The following is a 21112-nucleotide window of genomic DNA, read 5'->3' as shown; positions in this document are numbered from 1 at the left end:
CCATGAGCCGGCTGCTCGACCCGAGCGCGGTGCGCCTCGCCGAGGTGGCAGCGAGCCGGGAGGATGCGATCCGCGGCTGCGGTCGCGCGCTGGTCGACGTCGGAGCGGTCGTCCCGTCCTACATCGACGCCATGCTCGAGCGGGAGCGGACCATCTCCACCTATGTCGGCGAGGGGGTGGCGATCCCGCACGGCACCTTCGCCGGCAAGGAGCTGGTCCACCGGGACGCACTGGCGTTCCTGCGATTCCCGGACGGCGTCGACTGGGACGGCGAAACGGTCCGGGTCTGTGTCGGCATCGCCGCCCGGGGCGACGGCCATGTGGCGCTGCTGTCCGAACTGGCCATGATCCTGCTCGACCCGGACCGCGCCCGGGCGTTGCGCGAGGCAAGCGACGTCGACGACGTCATCCGGCTACTCCAGCCGGCTACCGGAGAGGACTCCGCATGAAAGTGGCCCGGTTCTACGCGCCCGGGGACATCCGGATCGAAGAAGCGTCCGAGCCCGTGGCGGGCCCGGACGAGGTGAAAGTCCGCGTCCGGAACTGCTCCACCTGCGGGACGGACGTCAAGATCTCGAAATTTGGCCACCATCACATCCGCCCGCCCCGGGTGATGGGGCACGAGGTCGCCGGCGAGATCGTGGACGTCGGTGACCGGGTCGAGGGCTGGCAGGTCGGTGACCGGGTTCAGGTGATCGCGGCGATCCCGTGCGGGCGGTGCGACGAGTGCCGGCGCGGCCGGATGACGGTCTGCCCCAACCAGGAGTCCATCGGATACCACTACGATGGCGGCTTCGCCGAGTACGTGACCGTTCCCGGCAAGGTCCTCGCCGTGGACGGGCTGAACCGGATCCCGGAGGGGGTCGGATTCGCGGAGGCGTCGGTGGCCGAGCCGCTCGCGTGCGTCCTGAACGGGCAGGAACTCGCCCGCGTCGGGGCGGGGGACGACGTCGTCATCATCGGGTCCGGGCCGATCGGCTGCCTGCACGTGCGGCTCGCCCGCTCGCGCGGCGCCGGCCGGGTGTTCCTCGTCGAGCTCAACCGGGAGCGGCTGGACCGCGCCGCCGCACTGGTGGAGCCCGACGCGAGCATCTGTGCCGCCGAAACCGACGCGGTCGACGCGGTCAGCAAGCTCACCGACGGCCGGGGCGCCGACGTCGTCATCACCGCCGCCGCGTCGGGAGCCGCGCAGGAACAGGCACTGCTGATGGCGGCCAGGCAGGGCCGGATCAGCTTCTTCGGGGGGCTGCCGAAGGACAATCCGGTCATCGCCTGCGACTCGAACCTGGTCCACTACCGGGAGCTCACCATCGTCGGCGCCAACGGCTCCAGCCCTGCGCACAACGCGCGGGCGTTGCAACACATCGCCACCGGCGACGTGCCGGTGTCCGATCTGATCACCCACCGGCTCGCCCTCACCGACGTGCTGGCGGGCATCGACATCGTCAGCCGCGGCCAGGGCATCAAGATCACGATCGAGCCCTGACCGGCGGGCCGCCGGCGACCACGATTTCAAACTGCCGGCTCCGGTTGCCGGCAGTCTGAGGCGATCCAGTCTTCGAGGAGATGAAGAGCATGGCTTGTAGGACGGCGACCGTGAATTCCCGCGGCGGGTTACACGCCCGCCCCGCAGCGCTCTTCGTCCGGGCCGCCGCGCAGCAGGCGGTCCCGGTTCGGATCCGCAAGGGCGACGGCCCGGCCGTGAACGCCGCCAGCATGCTGTCGGTGCTGGCCCTGGGCGCGATGTACGGAACGGTCGTGACGCTGGAAGCGGACGGTGAGCGGGCCGAGGAGGCGCTCGATGCTCTCGCCGCGATCCTTGCCCACGACCAGGACGCCGCCGACAGCGGGCAAGGAGACGGGCGGGTCGGGAGCGCCAGCGCGTCCGACAAGGCGTTAGACGAGACGGGCGGGACCGGCAGGAGCCGGGCGACGGCTGACGTCTTCGTCGGACTCGGTGTCAGCCCCGGGCTGGTCACCGGTCCCGCCTTCCGGATGGCGCGTCAACCCCGGCTGCCCGACCCGCGCCTCGTCCTCGATCCCGACGAGGAGGCCGCTGCCGCCGCGCGGGTACTCCGGAACGTGGCCTCCGACCTGCGGGCCCACGCAGCGGCGACCCGGCTCTCCGCTGCCTCGGACATTGTGACGGCACAGGCGATGATGGCGGAAGACCCGGTGCTCCTCGACGAGGTCGGCATGCGGGTCCGGTCGGGTCTGGACGCCGTGCACGCGATCGATGCCGCACTTGCCGACCAGCGCCGTCAGCTGGAAGGAGCTGGCGGCTACCACGCCGAGCGGGCCGCCGACATCGACGACATCCGGCATCGTGCCGTCGCGGCTCTGCTCGGCCTGCCCGCGCCCGGCCTCCCCGCGCCCGGGTTCCCGTTCGTCCTGGTGGCCGAGGACCTCGCACCCGCCGACACCGCCACCCTCGACACCGATCTTGTCCTGGCCCTGGTGACCGAGCGTGGCGGTCCCACCAGCCACACCGCCATCCTCGCCCGTGCCCTCGGGCTCCCCGCCGTCGTGTCCTGCCCAGGCGCGATGGCCCTCGACGACGGGACCCCTGTCCGGGTCGACGGCACCACCGGCGAGGTCCACGTCGGGGTCGGGGTCGATGTGGAGGCCGACGGCGCGGGCCACGGCGAGGCCATCGCGCAGGACACGGCCGATGTCCGCCAGCCCGGCTTGTGGCGGACGACGTCGCGGGCCGCGAAGGCCGGCCCGGCCCGGGGTGGTCCGGGACGCACCGCGGACGGCCGCCCGGTCCAGCTGCTCCTCAACATCGGCTCCGCCAAGGACCTGCGCGGCGACGTCGCCGCCACGGCGGAGGGCGTGGGCCTGTTCCGCACCGAGTTCCTCTTCCTCAACCGGCGGGTCGCCCCCACTCCTGACGAGCAACGGGACGCCTACCAGGCCGTCTTCCGTGCAGCCGGCAGCAGGAAGGTCGTCGTCCGCACGCTGGACGCCGGCGCCGACAAGCCGCTGCCCTTCCTGAGCCTGCCTGACGAGCCCAACCCGGCGCTCGGCGTGCGGGGCTACCGGACGGTCTGGCTGCGCCCCGAGGTACTCGACACCCAACTGGGCGCGATCGCGGACGCCGCGGCTGCGTGCGATGCGGACGTCTGGGTGATGGCGCCCATGGTTTCGACGCCCCCGGAGGCGGAGGCGTTCGCGGCGGCCGCTCGCGGGCACGGGCTGGCAACGACTGGCGTCATGGTCGAGGTGCCTGCGGCGGCCCTGCGAGCTGGCCGGATGCTGGACACCGTCGACTTCCTCAGCGTCGGAACCAACGACCTGGGCCAGTACACGCTCGCCGCCGACAGACAGAGCGGTCACCTCGCGGACCTGCTCAGCCCCTGGCAACCTGCGTTGCTCCGCCTCGTGGCGGACTGCGCGGCCGCCGGGGAAGCATCCGGCAAGCCAGTCGGGGTGTGCGGCGAGGCCGCGGCCGACCCCCTGCTCGCCGCCGTCCTGGTCGGGCTCGGAGTCACCAGCCTGTCCATGTCAGGGCGGTCCATTGCGGCTGTCCGCGACTCCCTTGCCGCACACACGATCAAGGAGTGCCGGGCGCTGGCAGAGATTGTGATCGACGCGGACGATGCGGAGCGCGCCCGCGAGCTGGCGACGAAGAACGCGCGGCAGACGTAAGGGGACCTCGGTCTCTCCCCGGCGGAACGGGTCTCGCGGCACCACCTGCACGCCCGGCCGCCGGTTCGTCGAGGGTCGAGGCCGCGGCCGCGGCCGCGAGGCCGGTGCCCGTCCGAATCCGTAGGGACGACGGCCGAGCCATCAACGTGGGTGGCGCCTCCGTCTGCTCGTGGGCACACCAATCCTGGTCCCGCGCCGGGCCCGCCGCCCCGGTAGAGCTAAAGAATCATGCTAACCAGGCTGGCACTGGTAGAGAAGATATCGGGAAGACACGGGTAGCCGACAGATGCTGGAGAACGAGCGGTGCACCGCCATGGTGTCCATGGGCATGCGCGGCTACATTGTGGTCCGTTGCGACAGCCGAGCCGTCCGCCACGACCCCGATCAGCTTTGCCGAGCTCACCGGGAGGAACGGGACGCGCAGCAGGCGGTCAATCCCGCATTCGACCGGCACTTGCGGGATCTCGAGGCGCGGTTCGGCGAGATCGCCCGGCATCTCGCCGAATTCTATAACCTACGCACCAGTCTTGAATACGACATGACCGCGCCCGGTAGGCCCTGCACAGGTCGGCTGCTGGTCCGAGCCACCGACCTTCTTCAGGTGTTGGGAGCGCAGGACCTCGCGCCGCCCAGATGGCGGCGATAGCTACTGAAGACCTCGGCCGGCCTCCTGCACTGGCTCCATCAGAACGGCCATCTCGGCGGTCGACTCGAACGCCTAGACCAACAAGAAGCACGCAGCGCCCTCATCGTCGCCTCCCACGTTGCTGCACTGACCTGCGCGGCCCGGCGCCGACCCGCCATGGAACTGACATCTGACCCCGGCCCTCAGAAATCTCCTGCGATGACCCACGCATCGGCGTTGATGCCAGAGAATGCATTGCCAGACAGCCGGTGCAACCTTGCAGGCGCCTATCCAGGGCCCGTCTACTTGGAGTGGGTGGGGCCCGGGTTGGGCCCGAGTCTCCTGCGGCATCGATTTATACCCAGAGTCACCTTGGGGCCCTGGAGAATATTCTGGTAGGCCCAAGTTCTCTGGTGGCCCGTGATCTCGGCCGCCATGTGGGTCAGGTAAACCCGGCAATCGAATGGTCGAGGACAGCCTAGTCTGTTACCCGCTAGGGTTACCGTCCGATCCCACCGGTGAAGATTGTTACGAATACCAGGAATTGATCCTTTTACGGATACAGTTGGAGCGGCGTCCGGTAAACGAGGTACTGAATTGCGGAACCTCACTGACGAACAGTGCGACAACCCGCACGGCAGGTTCATTTCGATAGGAGAACCCATGCCGCAGCTTATGTCGGTTGCCCCCTGCGAGATAGTAGTCTTCGGCGGCACAGGGGATCTGGCGATGCGCAAACTGATGCCAGCGCTGTACCACCGCGACCGAGACGGGCAACTCACCCCCGACTCGCGGGTCATTGCCGTGTCCCGGGCCGGACTCGATGATGCCGGATACCGCGACAAAGTTGATTCTGAACTGCGCCGGTTCGTCCCGGAGCTAATACACGAGCCGGATGTCCTAGCTCGCTTTATCCAACGCCTGCACCACATCACGGTCGACGTGGCGGAGCACAGCACCTGGGATGAACTGCGGACACTTCTGGCGGACGGAAAAGACCATGTGCGCGTCTTCTACCTTGCCTGTGCCCCACAACTGTTCGGGCCAACCTGTGTAGGCTTGCAAACCAACGGATTAGTGACCGATAACTCCAGGGTGGTCCTCGAGAAGCCACTTGGGCATGATCTGGTCTCCGCGCGCCGGATTAACGATGAAGTCGGTGCGGTTTTTGCTGAGGAACAGATATTCCGTATCGACCACTACCTCGGTAAAGAAACCGTCCAGAACCTCCTTGTGCTACGCTTCGCCAACTCCCTTCTTGAGCCGCTGTGGAATTCTGGTGCGATCGACCATGTACAGATTACGGTCGCAGAAACAATTGGCATCGGAGGGCGCGGCGACTATTACGATGGCTCGGGTGCCATACGTGACATGGTACAGAATCACCTTCTGCAACTGCTCTGTCTGGTGGCGATGGAACCACCCAGCCGACTTGACCGCGAGGCGGTCCGCGACGAGAAGCTAAAGATTCTCCAGGCCCTATCCCCACTGACACTCGGTGACGTGGAACGGTGCGTCGTCCGAGGACAGTACACGGCCGGACTCGTAGAGGGAGCTCCAGTTCCTTCTTACCAGGACGAAGTTGATGGGAGCACGAGTACCACCGAGACGTTTGTGGCGCTGAAGGTCGAGGTCCAGAACTGGCGCTGGTCCGGGGTACCCTTCTACCTGCGTACCGGCAAGAGGCTAGATCGTCATGCATCGGAGATCGTGGTTCAGTTCCGACCGGTACCACATTCAATCTTCCCGGGTATCAAGGATGCGATTTCTCCTAACGCTCTTGTGCTGCGGCTGCAACCTGACGAGGGCGTACGCCTCCACTTGATGGCCAAAGAACCGGGCCCGGGCGGCGTGCGACTGCGTCCAGTCCACCTCAACCTCAGCTTCGCCGAGACTTTCAAGTCACGCCTGCCCGATGCCTACGAGCGGCTACTCATGGACGTCGTTCGTGGCAACCCGACGTTGTTCATGCGACGCGACGAGGTCGAGGCCGCATGGGCGTGGGTGGAGCCCATCCTGGCCGCTCTGGCGGCGTCAATTGACTCACCGAGGCGCTACGCAGCTGGCACTGGTGGACCTGCTGCAGCGATCGCATTGATCGAACGTGACGGCCGCACGTGGCATGAGGAGGTAGCAGAATGAGTGTGAACACGGTCCTGCACCCGGTTGTCGCTGAGGTGACTGAACGGGTCGCCGCTCGCAGTGCGGCAACTCGCGAAGCCTATCTCTCCCGCGTCCAGGCAGCAGCCCAGGCGGGCCCGACCCGGGGCAGTCTAGGGTGCGCTAATCTTGCGCACGGCTTCGCTGCATGCGCTCCGGCAGACAAGATCGAACTCCGCGGAGCGGCCAAGCCCGACATTGCAATCGTGTCAGCATACAACGATATGCTCTCCGCCCATCAGCCTTTTGAGACCTATCCCGCGGTTCTCAAGCGTGCGGTGAGCGAGGCTGGTGGTGTCGCGCAGTTTGCCGGCGGTGTGCCCGCAATGTGCGATGGCATTACCCAGGGCCGTGCGGGTATGGAATTGTCCTTGTTCAGTCGTGATGTGATTGCGATGGCCACGGCGGTGGCGCTGGCGCACGACATGTTCGACGGCGTGCTACTACTCGGGGTGTGCGACAAGATCGTCCCCGGGCTCGTTATCGGTGCGCTGTCCTTCGGTCACCTACCGGCCATCCTTGTCCCTGCCGGGCCGATGACCTCCGGGTTACCCAATGCAGCCAAGAGCCTCACCCGCCAGTTGTACGCCGAAGGCAAGGCCAGTCGACAGGAGCTCCTCGATGCGGAGGCAGCCGCCTATCACAGCGCGGGAACGTGTACGTTCTACGGCACGGCCAATACCAATCAGCTGCTCATGGAGATCATGGGCCTGCACCTTCCAGGTGCCAGCTTCGTCAACCCGGATACTGCTCTGCGTAACGCCCTCACCGCCGCTGCCGGGCATCGGATTACCCAGCTGACCACTCTCGGCGATTCCCACACGCCAATCGGCGAGATTATTGATGAGCGCGCGATTGTAAACGGCGTTGTTGGCTTGCTTGCCAGCGGCGGTTCGACGAACCACACCATGCATCTGGTCGCGATTGCCGCTGCCGCAGGAATACGGTTGACCTGGGACGATTTCGGCGCCCTGTCGGCTGCGGTGCCATTGCTTGCACGGATCTACCCCAATGGCCCTGCCGACGTGAACCATTTCCACGCAGCCGGAGGCACAGCGTTCCTCATCAGCGAACTGCTGGACGCAGGCATGCTGCACGGTGACGTCCGTACCGTCGCGGGCGACGGCCTCGATCACTACCGGCAGGAACCGGTCCTGGTAGGTGACGAGCTCCTCTGGAGAAGCGGGGCGACAAAAAGCCTCGATGGGGACGTGCTGCGCCAGGTTTCCCACCCATTCGCGCCCGACGGCGGTTTGCGTATGCTCAGCGGCAGCCTCGGTCGGGCGGTAGTGAAGACGTCTGCGGTGCGAGCCGAACATCTCCTCACCCAGGCACCAGCGAGGGTTTTCGACGACCAGGCAGAATTCCTTGCCGCATTCGAGGCGGGCGAGCTTAGCGGTGATCTCGTAGCAGTCATCCGTTACCAGGGCCCACGCGCCAACGGCATGCCTGAGCTTCACAAACTCATCCCGGCCCTCGGCGTACTGCAGGACCGCGGCCACAGGGTTGCCCTCGTGACAGACGGAAGGATGTCCGGCGCTTCGGGAAAAATTCCTGCCGCGATCCATGTCACTCCGGAGGCAGCTGCGGGCGGGCCAATCGCCCGTGTACGAGACGGCGACGTCATCCGGCTGGACGCTACGACTGGTTCGCTCGAGGTGATCGGCACTGATCTCAGTGATCGTGAGCCCACGGAGAAGTCACTTGCCTCGGACACGGGGATAGGGACCGGACGCGAGCTCTTCGCTGCGTTCCGGAGCGTTGTCGGCCCAGCCGACTCCGGGGCCAGCGTGCTGACGGTAACGGCATGACCTCGATCTCACGCCCTTCGTCCCTGCTCAACATCGCGCCAGTGATACCCGTCGTCGTCGTGCATGACATCCGAACAGCGGTGCCGCTCGCCCGTGCTCTCGTCGCTGGAGGCCTGCATATCCTGGAGGTGACACTACGCACCGACGCAGCCCTACAGGCGATCGAGTTGATCACGGCGGAAGTGCCGGACATTCTCGTTGGCGCTGGAACGATCACCTCAAGCGATCAGGCAAGGCAGTCCGTGGACGCCGGCGCACACTTCCTGGTCAGCCCCGGATGCACCGACCGGCTGCTAGACGCGATGGACGACAGCGGCCTGCCTTATCTACCCGGTGTCGCTACCGTCTCGGAGATGCTTAAGGTTCTCGACCGCAGGAAGGTCGAGATGAAGTTCTTCCCCGCCGGGGCTGCAGGAGGCATCCCCTACCTCCAAGCGGTAGCGGGACCGCTACCACAAATCCGATTCTGCCCGACTGGCGGCATCACCGCTGCTACGGTTGGGGCCTATCTGGGCGAGCCAAATGTCGGATGCGTCGGCGGATCTTGGGTGACACCACCCGATGCCATCTGGGAAGGCGATTGGAAACAGATCACGCAACTTGCCCGCGGCGTGGCATCATGGCCGAACCGAGACGGCATGGGCCATCGGTGAACCGCCCCAGCCTAGATGGGACGTGAACTGTCTGCGTCCGCGCGAACCGTCTGCGGCCGCCGCCACGGGGTCTACACTCAGGCTGACAGACACAGAAAGTGGGTGCCTCCCTGCGGTCGGCAGGACATCCCGATACACGATGGCGGCGTGTATCCAAGCCAGCGACAGGACCATGTATTTGTATGAGTCGTTGGACGCCACCGGGTTCGGGCTGCTGAGGGATTCCGGATACACACCCCCATGTGGACTGACTCGCGACCCCAGCATCATGCGGCACACCGACGGGATGTACTACGTCGCCCACAGCACTGCTCGGACCGGAAATCAGATCGGCCTCGCCTCAACTACCGGCCGCGTCAACTGGACCTTCCTCGGCAACGTCACGTTGATGGCGTCCCGAGTAGGAAGTGTCTGGGCTCCCGAATGGTTCATCGATGCCGATGGTCGCGTTAACATAGTCGTCTCTCTGCGGGTCGGCGGCGGCGCACGGGGCGCTTTTCGGCCGTACAAGATAACGGCAACGGACTCCTCGCTTGCCACATGGAGCACTCCGACGCCGTTGGTTGGCTTACCTGCAGGTTGCAATGAATTGTTCATTGTCAGGGTCGGACCGACGTACCATGCATTCTATAGGAACAGCCGTTCGAAGCGTATCGAGTTGGCCAGCGCGCCTAGCCTCACCGGCCCATACACGACCTGGAGATCTCCGGACTCTGTCGTTGGCGACGGCCGGGGGCCGGCTCTGATACCCCTGGACAACGGCGGCTGGCGCCTGTACTTCGAGCACTGCAGGCGGGGCGGAGTCTGGTTTACCGACAGCTATGACACCTTTCGCAGCTGGTCCGCACCGGTCGAGCTTCCGGGACTGTCCGGTGTCGTGAAGCATCTGACAGTTGTGAAGGAAGTGGTCCCGGGCGGTGCGACCCTTCCTCTGGGCAGACTTTCGCTGAGATCGGGCGATCTCGGGCACCAGTACTGGCGGCTGGTCAACGACGTCGTCTGTCTCGAGGTGGTCACGTCGGACAGCAGCACTGCTGTCCGACGAGAAGCGACCTTCACCGTTGTTCGTGGCCTCGCCGATCCAAACGGTTTCTCGTTGCGCGCATCCGACGGACGGTTCTTGCGACAGGGCAGATCCCGGCTGCATCTGAGCGGGTTTGGTGCGACCGAGTCCTTCGACCGAGATGCCACGTTCGCGGTCCGACGTGGCTTAGGTGCCAGGTCAGTGGCCCTAGAATCCTATAGCCATCCGGGCCGGTATATCCGCCGTCGCGGCCGAGAACTATGGCTTGAGCCTTATAATGAGAGCTATCGATTCCGCACGGAGACCTCCTTCGGCATCACGGACGCCTGGTCCTGAGAACCGCCTTTCCGCTTGTGGGACTCTGTTGCCCAATTCGGCTACGCAGCGAGGCTGAAGTCGAGTCTTGCGAGGTGGCTGGCCCGAGGCCGGTCGAGTAGCGTGCCGGTCCACCACGCGTCCAACCGGATCAGGTTGAGGGCGGTGGCGGCGAGGACGTGGGCAAGCCGGGGGCGCTGTTTCCACTCGTCGGTGTTCTGTTTGGCGCGGGCCTGCTCGACCGCTTCGTGGATGTCGCGGGGACGTAGCATCAACTGGCGGCCGTTCCGGGTGGCTCGTGTGCATTGTGAACGGACGGGAGATGGCTGGCAGGCTGTGACGGGGAAACGAACCACGATCGATTCCCGGAACGCGCCGACACGCTCGACGGTGAGCGGCAGGCCGCGCTCGGCAGTGCCGAGGAAGCTGCGCGCGCTGCCGAGAACGCCAGAGCTCGGGCTGAGAGATACCGCGCGGATCTGGCATCCGTGACCTCCTCCACCGGCAGGGTTGCCGCCACCGCCCCGGACGAGCCACTGGCCGAGCTACGTGCGGCCTATGACGCCGCCCAGGCCGTCTACCTGGCGGTAGAGGTGGGGCAAGATCTTCGATTGGAGGCCAGGTCAGCCGAGACCGTGGCAGCCCGTGCCCGCGCCGCGGTCGCTGGCCGACCGGCGGAGATCGTGGCCCGTGCCGAGTGGTTGCTCGCCAGCACCGAGGGCGCTGACCGCGAGGGCCGGGCCAGCGCCGTAGCCCGGCTCGGCGTGACCGCGACCGGAACGCCGCCGTCCACAACACTGCCCTCGAGCGGACCTCGGCGCTGCGCACTCAGCTGGAGCAGGCGAGCCCCGGCGACCGCGACCGCAAGGTGTGGACCGCACTTCCCGTCGACCGGCGGCCTCGCGATGTCGCCCATGGGCAGCAGCTGTTGCTGGAGGCTCAGGCTGACCAGCGTCGCGCGCAGGAAGGCCTCGACGAGGCGGTGACCGCCGTTACCGTCGCAGAGCTGCCCAGCATCACCTCGATCGCCTACTTCGGCGATCTGGACGCTGACGGTCTGCGCATTCCCGCCTCGGCTGATGCCCTGGCCGCCACCGAGGCGCTGCCGGCTGTTCGACCGGCCACGGGCCTGTACCGACTGCTGCTGAACATCGGGGGTAGCGGCGTTGTGGTCGTTCATGGAGCCAGCGACCGCTTGAACCGTCCCGAGCTCGACTCGGTTCTTGGTACGTTTAGCCTGTACCAGGCAGACACCACCAAAGATGATGTCGTCTTTAGTCGCGACGACGTCTATGCCATCGTCGCGGGAGTCGATGGTGCGATACGCTTCGATACCCATGGCCTTGAGAAGTTTTTCGATGAGTTTCTCGAACTCGCTCGGGGTGAGTTCCATGAGGTTCGGTCGGGAGTCTAGATCGGCTAGTTCGGCCGCATCGTTGGCGAGCCTGAATCGGCGGAGATCGAACGTGACAACGGGTTTCACGGCTTCTAGGTCGTAAGGGTTGGGTGAGACTTTCGCGCCCAGCTCGCGCAGGCATCCGATCGGATCGGTGACCCGGTCGAGTTCAAGGCTCGCCTCGAACAGGGACCGTTCGGGTTCGAGACTTACCAGATGGTAGAGAGTATCTTTGCCGGTCGTGGGTGCTACATCGATGACGGTCCCGTTGAAGACAACAACCTCGATGAGGTCAAGCGCCTTCGTAGCCTCGAAAACCTCGTGCACTATCCGCAACGTTATCCAGGCAACGAGCTGCGCATATAGCTTCTTGACTTCAGACTCTTTCCACTTTACCGGCCTGACCTCGGGTGCGGTCTTGAATAGCTTGTATCCCCTGATTTCGGGGATCACGGATCGTCGTGGGAACTCGATCTCGATGACGATGTCGTGTTCCTGGGGCCGGTAGGCGACCTTGCGTGCTACGGGGAAGCCGTCAGGATAGGACGTGGCCGCGAGCGCTTGGCCGACGAACCACTCGACCGCTTCCGGGTCACCGTCCAGACACGCCGCCCACTGTGCCGCGATGCGGGCGTTGTGCGCCGCGGCACGGTCGAGGGCCGCGGCCACCTGCTGGCCGTGTCTGGTACGAGCCGCAGCGAGTTGTCGTAGCCGGTCGGTCTCGACCCGCTGGAACTCGGCCGTGTCGGCTTCCCACTTGCTTCGGGCCGCGTCGAACTCCCGCTGGTATCGACCCGACCCGCCCACCAGCCGGCTGGCCCGACCAGGAGCCGGAGGCTTGTATTGCTCCCAATCCGGCGCCCTACCAGCGACTGCCAGCGATCCCGGCTGAAAGATCGACTGCTCCGGTACTACCTCCAGCGCGGCCACGGTGAAGGCAGGGAGGCCCAAGACGTTGAGTAGCAGGTTCCTGCCCAGCTCTGCGATGTGAGCGGCTGCGGCAGCGTTGTCGTCGTCCACCGACTGCTGGCGCTGGGCCTGCTCCCGCTCGCGCTCGTCCTGCTTTGCTCGCGCGGTCGCTTCGCGTTTACGTTGTCGCGCAGCCTCCCGCTCAGCACCTGCAGCCGCGGCGCGTCGCTGCTGCCATTCCGACTGACCGCCACCTGACTGCGCCATCGTCCATCGCTCCCCGTCGGCGACTATCAACGCGGAGTCTCAGAATAGCGATCGGAGGTGATCGGTTCAGTCCACTCCGGGAGATGCTCCGTCGGACATCACAGAAGGTTCACGACACGCCTCGAAGACAGCAGGCCGCGCACCGTTTTCGGAAGTCTCCCCGCCCATGCGGGCAGTGGCCGGCCACGATCAAAGCGATCCTCGGCGGCTCCGAAAAGATCATCCGGCGCAACCTCAATTAGATCGACCTCGACCTCGACCGCGCCGTCCAGACCGCGAACCCGCAGGCCAGCGACGAGGAGCTGGCATGGGCCATGAACGACCCGGACCGCCCTCCCCGGCCGTGCCGATCTGGCCCGGTCCGATCGCCAGCGAGAGCCCCGCCTCCTAGATCGCCGCATCGCCCACGCCAGACAACGGCTCCGTCCCGGCGACCTGCGGCACTTCCTCGACGATCTTCACCATTCGCGTCCCAACCCGTAGTCGCATGTGAGCCACGGCTTGGGGGTAGCGGTCCCGACGGTGCGGACCGAGTGGACCTGCCGGGGATCACCGTGATCCGACCCAATCAGCGCAGGAACCTCCAGGAGCAGCAGTCTGGCCGCTGCGTCCCGCCAGGTCGATGGACCGTCTAACCCTCAACCGGTAGTTGATCACGACGGCAGGCGCATCAGAGCGGAAACCTTCCGTCAGGGTGACGATTCTGTTACCGTATGCACAGATTTGCGTTCAGGCAGGCAAGGAGGGCTGGTGGCGCTCACTTTCGAGGAGCGGACCTTCGCTCGGAGCATGCTGCGTCACCTCCTCGAAGAGAGGACAGGCAACGCGTTCGAACACTTCTTCCAGGACCTGATATCCGCCCGGTACCCCACCTTTATCGGGGTCAGGACGCACGGCAAGCTGGGTGATATGGGAGCCGACGGCCTGGGCGACGGCAAGCTGTTCGCCTGTTACGCCCCCGAGGTGCCCGACGCCGACGCCGTCCGCGGCAAGTTCAGGAGCGATCTGGCCAAGGCCGTGGCCAAGCGGGATGGCCAGTTCGACACGTTTGTCTTCGTACACAACGATCTTCGGGGGGTTCACCCTGAGATCTCTGTCCTGCTCACGCAGGCACGTAAAGATCATCCGACCTTGCACTCCGAGAACCTGGGCCCGTCGCGGCTACAGCAGGAGCTCCTGCGCCTGGAGCGCGACGAGATCGAACAAGCGGGTTGCCCGTCCCGGCGCTCGCCGGCATGACGGGAATTACTGCCAACGACGCTCCGGCCCCGGCGATCAGGACGAGAGATTTGGTCTTCGAGAGTCTCCGAAAGGCACGCCTCCTACGCCATCGAATAAAGGCCGGTGCGGTGCTCGATATACCCGGCTGGCGAACCGCTAACACGCCCGAGCTGCTTGGGCGGGCAGGTCACATTCACCGGGTGAGAATGGGGATCCGGTGTCAGGACATGCCGGGCCAGCATAGCGGGCCTTTTCCGTGGCCACTGGCGCGGCGAGGCCGATTTCCGCCCTTTCCGCGTTCAAAGCTTTGGGCCACCGACGCCGCCCCCAAGAGCCCGTCTGACGGTGGCGGCGCGCCGCGGATGCCGCATCACGGTGGAAAGGGAGGCTCCCACCGGCCTCGCGACCCGCCGGGTGCGAACCTGAGGACGACCACGCTGTAGCCGACCCACAAGCTCGTCGGGCCGCAGCGCCGGAGCCGGTTGGCCCGGAAGTCCTGACGGCGGGAGGAATATCCGGTGCCACTGTCCAGCCAGGAGGCGCTCGACGGCGTGGTCGCCGCGCGCTTTCACGACCGCAGGCGCACCGACCTGCGACCCACCTTGACACCGGAGCTGATCGCCGAACATGAGCGCCAGCCGTTCGGCCAGCACAGCGACGCGCTCCGCCGCGTACTGACCTATCTTGGGTCGTTCAGCATCGAAGGAAAGCTGGTCGTTGAGTACGACGGCGACGAGCGGTGGTACGTCTCCCGATTCACAACCACCCAGGCGGGTCTGCGCACCGAACGTGTCGCCGGTCCCCACCCGACCGTGGGCGCGGCGGTGCATGCGGTTTTCCTGAGCAGGGTTCGGCTGGTGTTCGGTGTGGCTGCGTGAGCGCGGAAGGCTGTTCTGTAACGTCGCCGGTCTGGGTTCTCGGATACTCTGACGAAATCATCGTGCGGCCCGGGCAGGACCTGACCTTCCGGGTCGGCGGGCAGGGGGTCGACACGTTTCACGCCCACCTTGTCCGGTTGCGCCACGGCGACACCACTCCGGGTGGCCCGGGATTTCGCGAGACTGAGCTCGACTCCGAGGTCAACGGAGTTTATCCGCTATTGGACCAACCAGCGCATGTCGGGTCGTTCGGCCGGATTCCCGGCGCCCGCGACATCCTGCGCTCGCCGGACGGTTCACTGACCCTTTTCGCCTTCGTTCAGCCCACCGCCGACGGCGCCCGGCAGCCGGTGCTCTCCGGCTGGGACGACGCGACCTCGACGGGCGTCGCGCTGGTTCTGACCGATGGGTTGCGTCCCGCTCTCGTGTTCGGCGCGGGCCAGGATTCCGCCTGCCTCACCGCGCCCACCGGCCTGCAGGCCGGCACCTGGTACGCGCTGGCGGCAAGCTGGGACGGCGCGACCGGTCAGGCCAGCGTGACCGCGGTGCCGGTGGTGAACGCGTACAACAGCCGGTTCGGACGGGTGGTGGCCAACCCCATGGTGGAGATCACCGGCGCCCTTGCTGGCCCACCCGAGATCCCGGCCGTCGACCTGCTCCTCGGCGCTCTGGACACGACCGACGGCACTGTCGTGCGGGGGGCATACAACGGCAAGATCGCGCTTCCAGCGGTCTACCGACGGCCTTTGACCGGCGACGAGGTGCGCCAGTTGGCCGGCAGCGGTAAAGCACCGGCGGTGATCGAAGGGCTCGGAGCCTGGTGGGACCTGTCCACCGGAATCGAGGGCACCGAGATCGCGCCCGGCGACCGCGGTGAAGGTGAACGTGTCGCCGGCAGTCTGGTGAACATGCCCACTCGCGCCGTGACCGCCCACAACTGGGACGGTTCCTCATACAACTGGACGGCCCATCCCGAGTTGTACGGCGCGGTGCACTTTCACACCGACGACGTCGACGACACCGGCTGGGCGCCGACCTGCACGCTGTCGGTGGGCGCCGACCTGCCATCGGGCGTATACGCACTGCGGCTACGGGCGGGCGGCTTCGAGGACCATGTGCCGTTCCTGGTCGGCGCCGCTCAGGGCGAGGAGAAATCGATCGCCCTGCTGCTGCCGACCGCGAGTTACCAGGCCTACGCCAACGAGCATCTGGGCAGCGGTTCACCGATCGGGCAGGCGGTCGGCGGGCACACGCCCCTGGTGCAGCCGCTGGACGTGCTCAAGCTCGAACACGGCGAGTTCGGACGCTCGACCTACGACCTGCATGTCGACGGCAGCGGCGTCGCCTACACCTCGCGGCGCCGGCCGATCCTGAACATGCGCCCGCGGTACCGGTTCACGCATCTGGGCACCTGGCAGTTCCCCGCGGACCTTTATCTCGTCGACTGGCTGACCGAGAAGGGATACGAGTTCGACGTCCTCTGTGACGAGGATGTCCACCGACGTGGCGTGGACGCGATGCGGCCCTATCGGGTGGTCATGACCGGCACCCATCCCGAATACACCTCAGAACGGATGCTCGATTCCTTCGAGGACTACGTCGTCGATGGCGGGCGCGTGATGTACATGGGCGGCAACGGGTTCTACTGGGTCGTGTCCTTCCATCCGGAGAAGCCCTGGGTCATGGAGGTCCGCAAGGGTGAGGCTGGTTCGCGGGCCTGGCAGGCCGCGCCCGGGGAGACCCTCCACTCCACCACCGGCGAGAAGGGCGGCCTGTGGCGAAACCGTGGCCGCGCTCCGCAGAAGGTCTTCGGCACCGGGTTCACAGCGGAGGGGTTCAACGGGTCCTCGTACTACCGGCGGATGCCGGACAGCGCCGAGGCAGCGGTGTCCTGGGTCTTCTCCGGTGTCGGCGAGGAGGAACTGATCGGTGACTTCGGCCTGGAGGGCGCCGGCGCCGCCGGCCAGGAACTGGACCGCGCCGACGTCCGGCTGGGCACCCCACCGGGCACCTACCTGCTCGCCTCCTCGGAGTACCACGACGACTCCTACCTGCTGGTGGTAGAAGAGATCGGTTTCATGTACCCGGGGCTCGGCGGCAGCGAGCACCGAGACGTCCGCGCGGACATGACCCTGTTCGAGACCGAATCAGGCGGCGCTGTCTTTTCGACCTCGTCGATTGCCTGGGCGGGAAGCCTCTCTCACAACGACTACGACAACAACGTCGCGCGCATCACCGCCAACGTTCTCGATCGCTTCTCGACGTTGTGATCCAGACGACACTCCTGGCGTCGAAGCATGCAGCCGCCAACCGAGACGGCGGGGTGGGACGACGCCGCGATCCGCGCCGTGCACAGACCGATGACAGCGACACGTCCATCCGGACTGGCCAGAGCAGACTATCGCCGGGCCGTACCCAGCCAACGACGCCAAACCGCTGACTCAGCCTCGATCCCGCGCGCTCAGTCTGATGATGTTCGGGGGCACCGCCGCGATCAAGTGGAGGTGTAGCAACGGGTGCAACAGCGGCGGCCGAGCACGTACGTCGGCGGCCTTCTACGGCCGACAACGCACGTCCAGGAACGCCGAAATGACGGTCGTTTCGGCCTGAAAAGCGGAAGGTCGGCGGTTCGAACCCGCCCCTGCCCACAGGATCTGGGACAACCCGAACCGCGTCCTGGTCCGGGATGCGGAATGTCGGCGTGATGTCTGATCTTGATCTTACACGGATCTCTTCGATCAGTGTGTGTAGGACTGCCCTGCGCAGGGGCTTGCCTCCGTCTTTCGTCAGAGCTCCCGTCAGCAAGGTCAAGATGCGACCTTAGACGTCGCCGATTTTTGCGTGTGGCACGGGATCGGGCGGTTCCTCCACCATCTCGATTTTGATCTTGTCGTGTTCACCTTGGACCTGGGTGAGTTGCGTGGCGAGTTCCCGGATGCGTTCTCCGCAGGCGTCTTCAGGCATGGTGCCCTCTTCGAACGCGGTCTGGTATTTGCGGATTTTGCCGCGGATCGAGTTGATCTGGTTTTCCAGTCGGGGGAGGTGTTCGCCGTGGTCTTCCTTGGGTTCTGCAGTTCTGGCCTGGTGGGCGGCGATAGTGGCATTGAAGATCGTCGAGCTGCTGTAGACCTTGATGAGGGCGTTGATGGCGGCGTCCTCGAGGGCGTCCGCGGGCAGCCGGTCGTTGTCGCAGTGGCTCTTGCCGAAGCGTTGCCGGTTGTGGCAGATGTAGTAGCGGTATTCGCGTGATCGTCCGTGGGCGAGGGCTCCTGTGTACGCGGCGTTGCAGCGGCACGACGGCACGGATCAAGCGCCGCCCCGTCCTCGGTGGCCTGATCAACGAATACGAACGAGCCGCCTAAAAGGCCAGGTCAACGCCGGTGGCCGAGTTCTGGCATCCCACAGGGTCCGGCTGCGTCGATCAGTGCGCGGACCCGGCGGCGGATGAGTTCGGGGTGTGGTCGTACCGCACCGACGGCGTTCTCGATGTCGATCAGTAGGACGCGGTCTTCCGCCTGCATCTGCTAATGATCGCGGTATCGCACGCTTGGCGGCGCAGGAACGGGTAATCGGCTGAGGTGTTGTGCCGTGTTCGACCTCGTAGAAGGTCTTGAGGGGGAGGGTCTGGCCGAGGCGGGTGTGAAGGTCTGCGCCGGGAGGGATTGTCAAAACCTGTGGACCGTGGCGAGTTTCGGAAAAACTTCATTTTGTATTTGGAGGATCTCTGGATGCCGAACTGGGCCAGGGCGCGCGAATCCCTCTCGTATCTATGACCTCGCGAAGGCAGCCGCTCGGCGTACCAGGTCGTCGTCCGGACGGACGCCGGTGTACAGGACGAACTGCTCCAGTGCCTGGAGCGCGATCACTTCGACCCCGGTGATCACTGTTCTGCCGCGCTCCCGTGCACAGCGGATGAGCGGTGTCTCGGCGGGAACGGCGACCACGTCGAAGACAACCTCGGCCTTGTCGACGGCGGCGAGTTCGAACGCGAGATCGGCCGCCTCCGGGCCGCCGGACATCCCGATCGGGGTGACGTTGACGAGCAGCGCCGGCCGCAGCGATCCCAGATCGGCCCGCCACTCGTAGCCATACATCTCCGCCAGCGCCCGGCCGGTCGCCTCGTTTCTGGCAACGACACAGCCGGACCGGAACCCAGCATCGCGTATGGCGCAGGCAACGGCCTTCGCCATACCGCCGCTTCCCCGCAGCGCAAAGGTGTGGTCCGGTGACACCTGATACTGGGCGAGCAGGCGGGAGACGGCAATATAGTCGGTGTTGTACGCCAGCAGCCGCCCAGTTTCGTTGACTATCGTGTTGATGGATTGTATCGCGGCGGCCGAGTCGGCCAGCTCGTCGACGAGCTCGATGCTGGCCTCCTTGAACGGCATCGAAACGGCGCACCCCCGGATCCCCAGTGCGCGGATACCGCCGATGGCCGAACACAGATCGTCGGTGGTGAAGGCCTTGTAGACGAAGTTCAGCCCGAGCTCGTCGTACAGGAAGTTGTGGAACCGGGTGCCGAAGTTCCCCGGCCGGCCGGCGAGCGACATGCACAGCCGGGTGTCCTTGTCGATAATCCTCGCCATGCTTCGACCCTATCATGTGCCTTTGCCGGTCGCGATCATGTGACACAGAAACGGGTCGGAAAAGAAATGTGGCAGTCGCATTCTGTGATGTCCCACGTCGTAACCGGCTGATCGAGCATCTCAGCGGTCGGTACGTGGGCGACGAGAGCACGGTCATCCACTGAGTCTTTCACGTAACGACTTGTGGCTGTGCGTAACCGGTACGTTCGGTAGTCGAAACGCCCGAGATCTGGCGATCCAACAAAAAGACGCGGGACCCCGCTAAGAAGACTGGTCCGACCAGAGATCATATTCAGAAAGGTCCCGCGTCCCGGTGAGCGTGACATACACGGCCGTGTTGCCGTCGCGCGAGGAAACCGTTGGGTTTCTGGAGGGTCTCCTCGAGGCGGAGCGCGCCCGGCGTGGCACCCGCACGTTGACCTGCCGCCAGCAGGCTGTGCTGGTGTTGCGCTGGTTCCTCGACAACACCCGGCTCCGGCAACTCGCCACCGACAACGCGATCGCAAAGTCGACCGCCTACGACTACCTCCACGAAGGCATCAACGTCCTCGCCGCCTGCGCCCCGAGGCTGGAATCGGCTCTCCTGGCCGCGAAAGCCGCCGGTCACAGTCACGTCAGCATCGACGGCATCCTGATCGAGACCAACCGGAACCGGACACCCGGCCCCACCCGAGGGGTGGACCTGTGGTGGTCCGGCAAGCACGACAACCACGGCGGGAACGTTCAGGTCGTCACCGCCCGGACGGCTGGCCGCTGTGGACCTCCGCCGTGCGCCCCGGCCGCGAGCACGACACCACCGCCCTGCGCGCACACCCGGAAATCCTGCCCGCACTGGCCGCCTGGACCGCCGACGGCCGGCCCGTCCTCGGCGACCTGGGCTACGAGGGCGAACGAGACACCGTCACCGTCGCAATCAAGAAGCCCGCCGGCGGGCAGCTCACCGACGCCCAGAAGGCCCACAACAGGACGCACAACGGCAGGCGGGCCGTCGGTGAACGCGGGAACTCCCTACTCAAGACCACTTTCAAGGCGCTGCGCAACGTCAGCCTCTGTCCCTGGAAGATCGGGAGGATCGTTGCAGCTGCCCTCGTGCTCCTGCACGTCGAGCACGACCGGACCACCTGATCACTCAACCCAACAGACCGTTACGCGGAGAAGGCTCCTACTCGCTCTCCGCTGAGGGCTCCCAGCCCCGCACAAGCGGCCTCGTCGTGGGCAGCGCGCCGACGCGTGCGGCCGGTGGCAAACTCCCTCGCACAGCATCGGGGAATCGGCGAAAATACACCGTCATGGGAGTGACTGCCGGACGGCCGCCCTGGACAGTGACCCTCGTCTGCGGCGCCTCCGGGGTAGGCAAGTCGACCGTGGCCGTTCCGCTGGCCGTCCGGTACGCCACACCGCTGGCAGAGGCGGACGACATTGTCACCGCGCTCACGGCCATGACAGCTCGCCAAGTTCGCTGCTATCGCGGACTGGGCTGCCTCCGACGAGTTCCCCGTCGCGTTCATGTGTACCGAGCTTGGCGTGTCCCGTTCGGGCTACTACGCTTGGCGTGGTGGCGCGCCCAGCCGCCGGTCCCTCGACGACACCACCTACACCACTCTGATCAGAAAGAT

The 21112-nt window shown here is 65.8% G+C and carries 15 protein-coding genes and 1 pseudogene; 12 read left to right on the top strand and 4 right to left on the bottom strand.

The window, feature by feature from the left end; translation table 11 throughout:
- Positions 1–2 precede the first annotated feature (2 nt).
- The 8 genes from FRANEAN1_RS35295 to FRANEAN1_RS40160 all read left to right on the top strand — a co-directional run bounded on the left by FRANEAN1_RS35295 (position 3) and on the right by FRANEAN1_RS40160 (position 10260).
- The gene (locus tag FRANEAN1_RS35295) at positions 3–449 is read left to right on the top strand and encodes a PTS sugar transporter subunit IIA (RefSeq protein WP_041255144.1); all 447 of its coding nucleotides are present in this window, start codon (positions 3–5) and stop codon (positions 447–449) included.
- Positions 446–1486 carry a zinc-dependent dehydrogenase gene (locus FRANEAN1_RS35290; RefSeq protein ID WP_020464465.1) on the top strand — a complete coding sequence of 347 codons (1041 nt, stop codon included), beginning with the start codon at positions 446–448 and terminating at the stop codon, positions 1484–1486. The genes FRANEAN1_RS35295 and FRANEAN1_RS35290 overlap by 4 nt, the downstream gene beginning before the upstream one ends.
- An 89-nt stretch (positions 1487–1575) precedes the next feature.
- A complete protein-coding gene (ptsP, locus tag FRANEAN1_RS35285; RefSeq protein ID WP_020464464.1) occupies positions 1576–3651 on the top strand; it encodes a phosphoenolpyruvate--protein phosphotransferase in 2076 nt (691 codons plus the stop codon).
- Between the two features lie 286 nt (positions 3652–3937).
- Complete coding sequence (locus tag FRANEAN1_RS35280) at positions 3938–4297, top strand: hypothetical protein (protein ID WP_041255142.1); 360 nt, start codon at positions 3938–3940, stop codon at positions 4295–4297.
- Positions 4298–4939: 642 nt separating this feature from the next.
- Positions 4940–6418, top strand: coding sequence for a glucose-6-phosphate dehydrogenase (zwf, locus tag FRANEAN1_RS40170; protein ID WP_020464463.1), 1479 nt, complete (start codon positions 4940–4942; stop codon positions 6416–6418).
- Positions 6415–8247 (top strand): phosphogluconate dehydratase, encoded by a 1833-nt coding sequence (gene edd / locus FRANEAN1_RS35275; protein WP_020464418.1) that lies wholly within the window; start codon positions 6415–6417, stop codon positions 8245–8247. Before zwf ends, edd begins: the two co-directional genes overlap by 4 nt.
- Positions 8244–8900 (top strand): bifunctional 4-hydroxy-2-oxoglutarate aldolase/2-dehydro-3-deoxy-phosphogluconate aldolase, encoded by a 657-nt coding sequence (gene eda, locus FRANEAN1_RS40165; protein WP_020464462.1) that lies wholly within the window; start codon positions 8244–8246, stop codon positions 8898–8900. The genes edd and eda overlap by 4 nt, the downstream gene beginning before the upstream one ends.
- Before the next feature lie 190 nt (positions 8901–9090).
- The gene (locus FRANEAN1_RS40160) at positions 9091–10260 is read left to right on the top strand and encodes an AbfB domain-containing protein (RefSeq protein ID WP_347176894.1); all 1170 of its coding nucleotides are present in this window, start codon (positions 9091–9093) and stop codon (positions 10258–10260) included.
- A 41-nt stretch (positions 10261–10301) separates the two neighbouring features.
- On the opposite strand, the gene FRANEAN1_RS40155 is transcribed toward FRANEAN1_RS40160, so the two are convergent.
- Positions 10302–10595: a transposase gene (locus tag FRANEAN1_RS40155; RefSeq protein ID WP_020464460.1), complete on the bottom strand. Its 294-nt coding sequence runs from the start codon at positions 10593–10595 to the stop codon at positions 10302–10304.
- A gap of 221 nt (positions 10596–10816) precedes the next feature.
- The gene (locus FRANEAN1_RS37680; RefSeq protein WP_020464459.1) at positions 10817–12811 is read right to left on the bottom strand and encodes a restriction endonuclease; all 1995 of its coding nucleotides are present in this window, start codon (positions 12809–12811) and stop codon (positions 10817–10819) included.
- A gap of 750 nt (positions 12812–13561) precedes the next feature.
- On the opposite strand from FRANEAN1_RS37680, the gene FRANEAN1_RS35255 reads away from it, so the two are divergent.
- The 3 genes from FRANEAN1_RS35255 (at position 13562) to FRANEAN1_RS35245 (ending at position 17180) form a co-directional block, all read left to right on the top strand.
- Positions 13562–14050, top strand: coding sequence for a hypothetical protein (locus FRANEAN1_RS35255; protein WP_020464458.1), 489 nt, complete (start codon positions 13562–13564; stop codon positions 14048–14050).
- 500 nt (positions 14051–14550) lie between these two features.
- Positions 14551–14910: a hypothetical protein gene (locus FRANEAN1_RS35250; RefSeq protein ID WP_020464457.1), complete on the top strand. Its 360-nt coding sequence runs from the start codon at positions 14551–14553 to the stop codon at positions 14908–14910.
- Positions 14911–14972: 62 nt separating this feature from the next.
- A complete protein-coding gene (locus tag FRANEAN1_RS35245; RefSeq protein ID WP_049795846.1) occupies positions 14973–17180 on the top strand; it encodes a N,N-dimethylformamidase beta subunit family domain-containing protein in 2208 nt (735 codons plus the stop codon).
- Positions 17181–17730: 550 nt separating this feature from the next.
- Here the strand turns inward: FRANEAN1_RS35245 and FRANEAN1_RS35235 are convergent.
- Complete coding sequence (locus FRANEAN1_RS35235; RefSeq protein WP_020464455.1) at positions 17731–18213, bottom strand: zinc ribbon domain-containing protein; 483 nt, start codon at positions 18211–18213, stop codon at positions 17731–17733.
- 464 nt (positions 18214–18677) lie between these two features.
- Positions 18678–19496, bottom strand: a complete 819-nt coding sequence (locus tag FRANEAN1_RS35230; RefSeq protein ID WP_020464454.1) for a shikimate 5-dehydrogenase — start codon at positions 19494–19496, stop codon at positions 18678–18680.
- A 313-nt stretch (positions 19497–19809) separates the two neighbouring features.
- Between FRANEAN1_RS35230 and FRANEAN1_RS35225 the strand changes: the two are divergent.
- Positions 19810–20621, top strand: a pseudogene (locus FRANEAN1_RS35225) (transposase family protein).
- Positions 20622–21112 lie beyond the last annotated feature (491 nt).

Source organism: Parafrankia sp. EAN1pec (assembly GCF_000018005.1).
Taxonomy (GTDB): Bacteria; Actinomycetota; Actinomycetes; order Frankiales; family Frankiaceae; genus Parafrankia; species Parafrankia soli.
The sequence above is the reverse complement of the archived record's forward strand: the minus strand, read 5'-3'. Positions and strand labels throughout refer to the sequence as shown.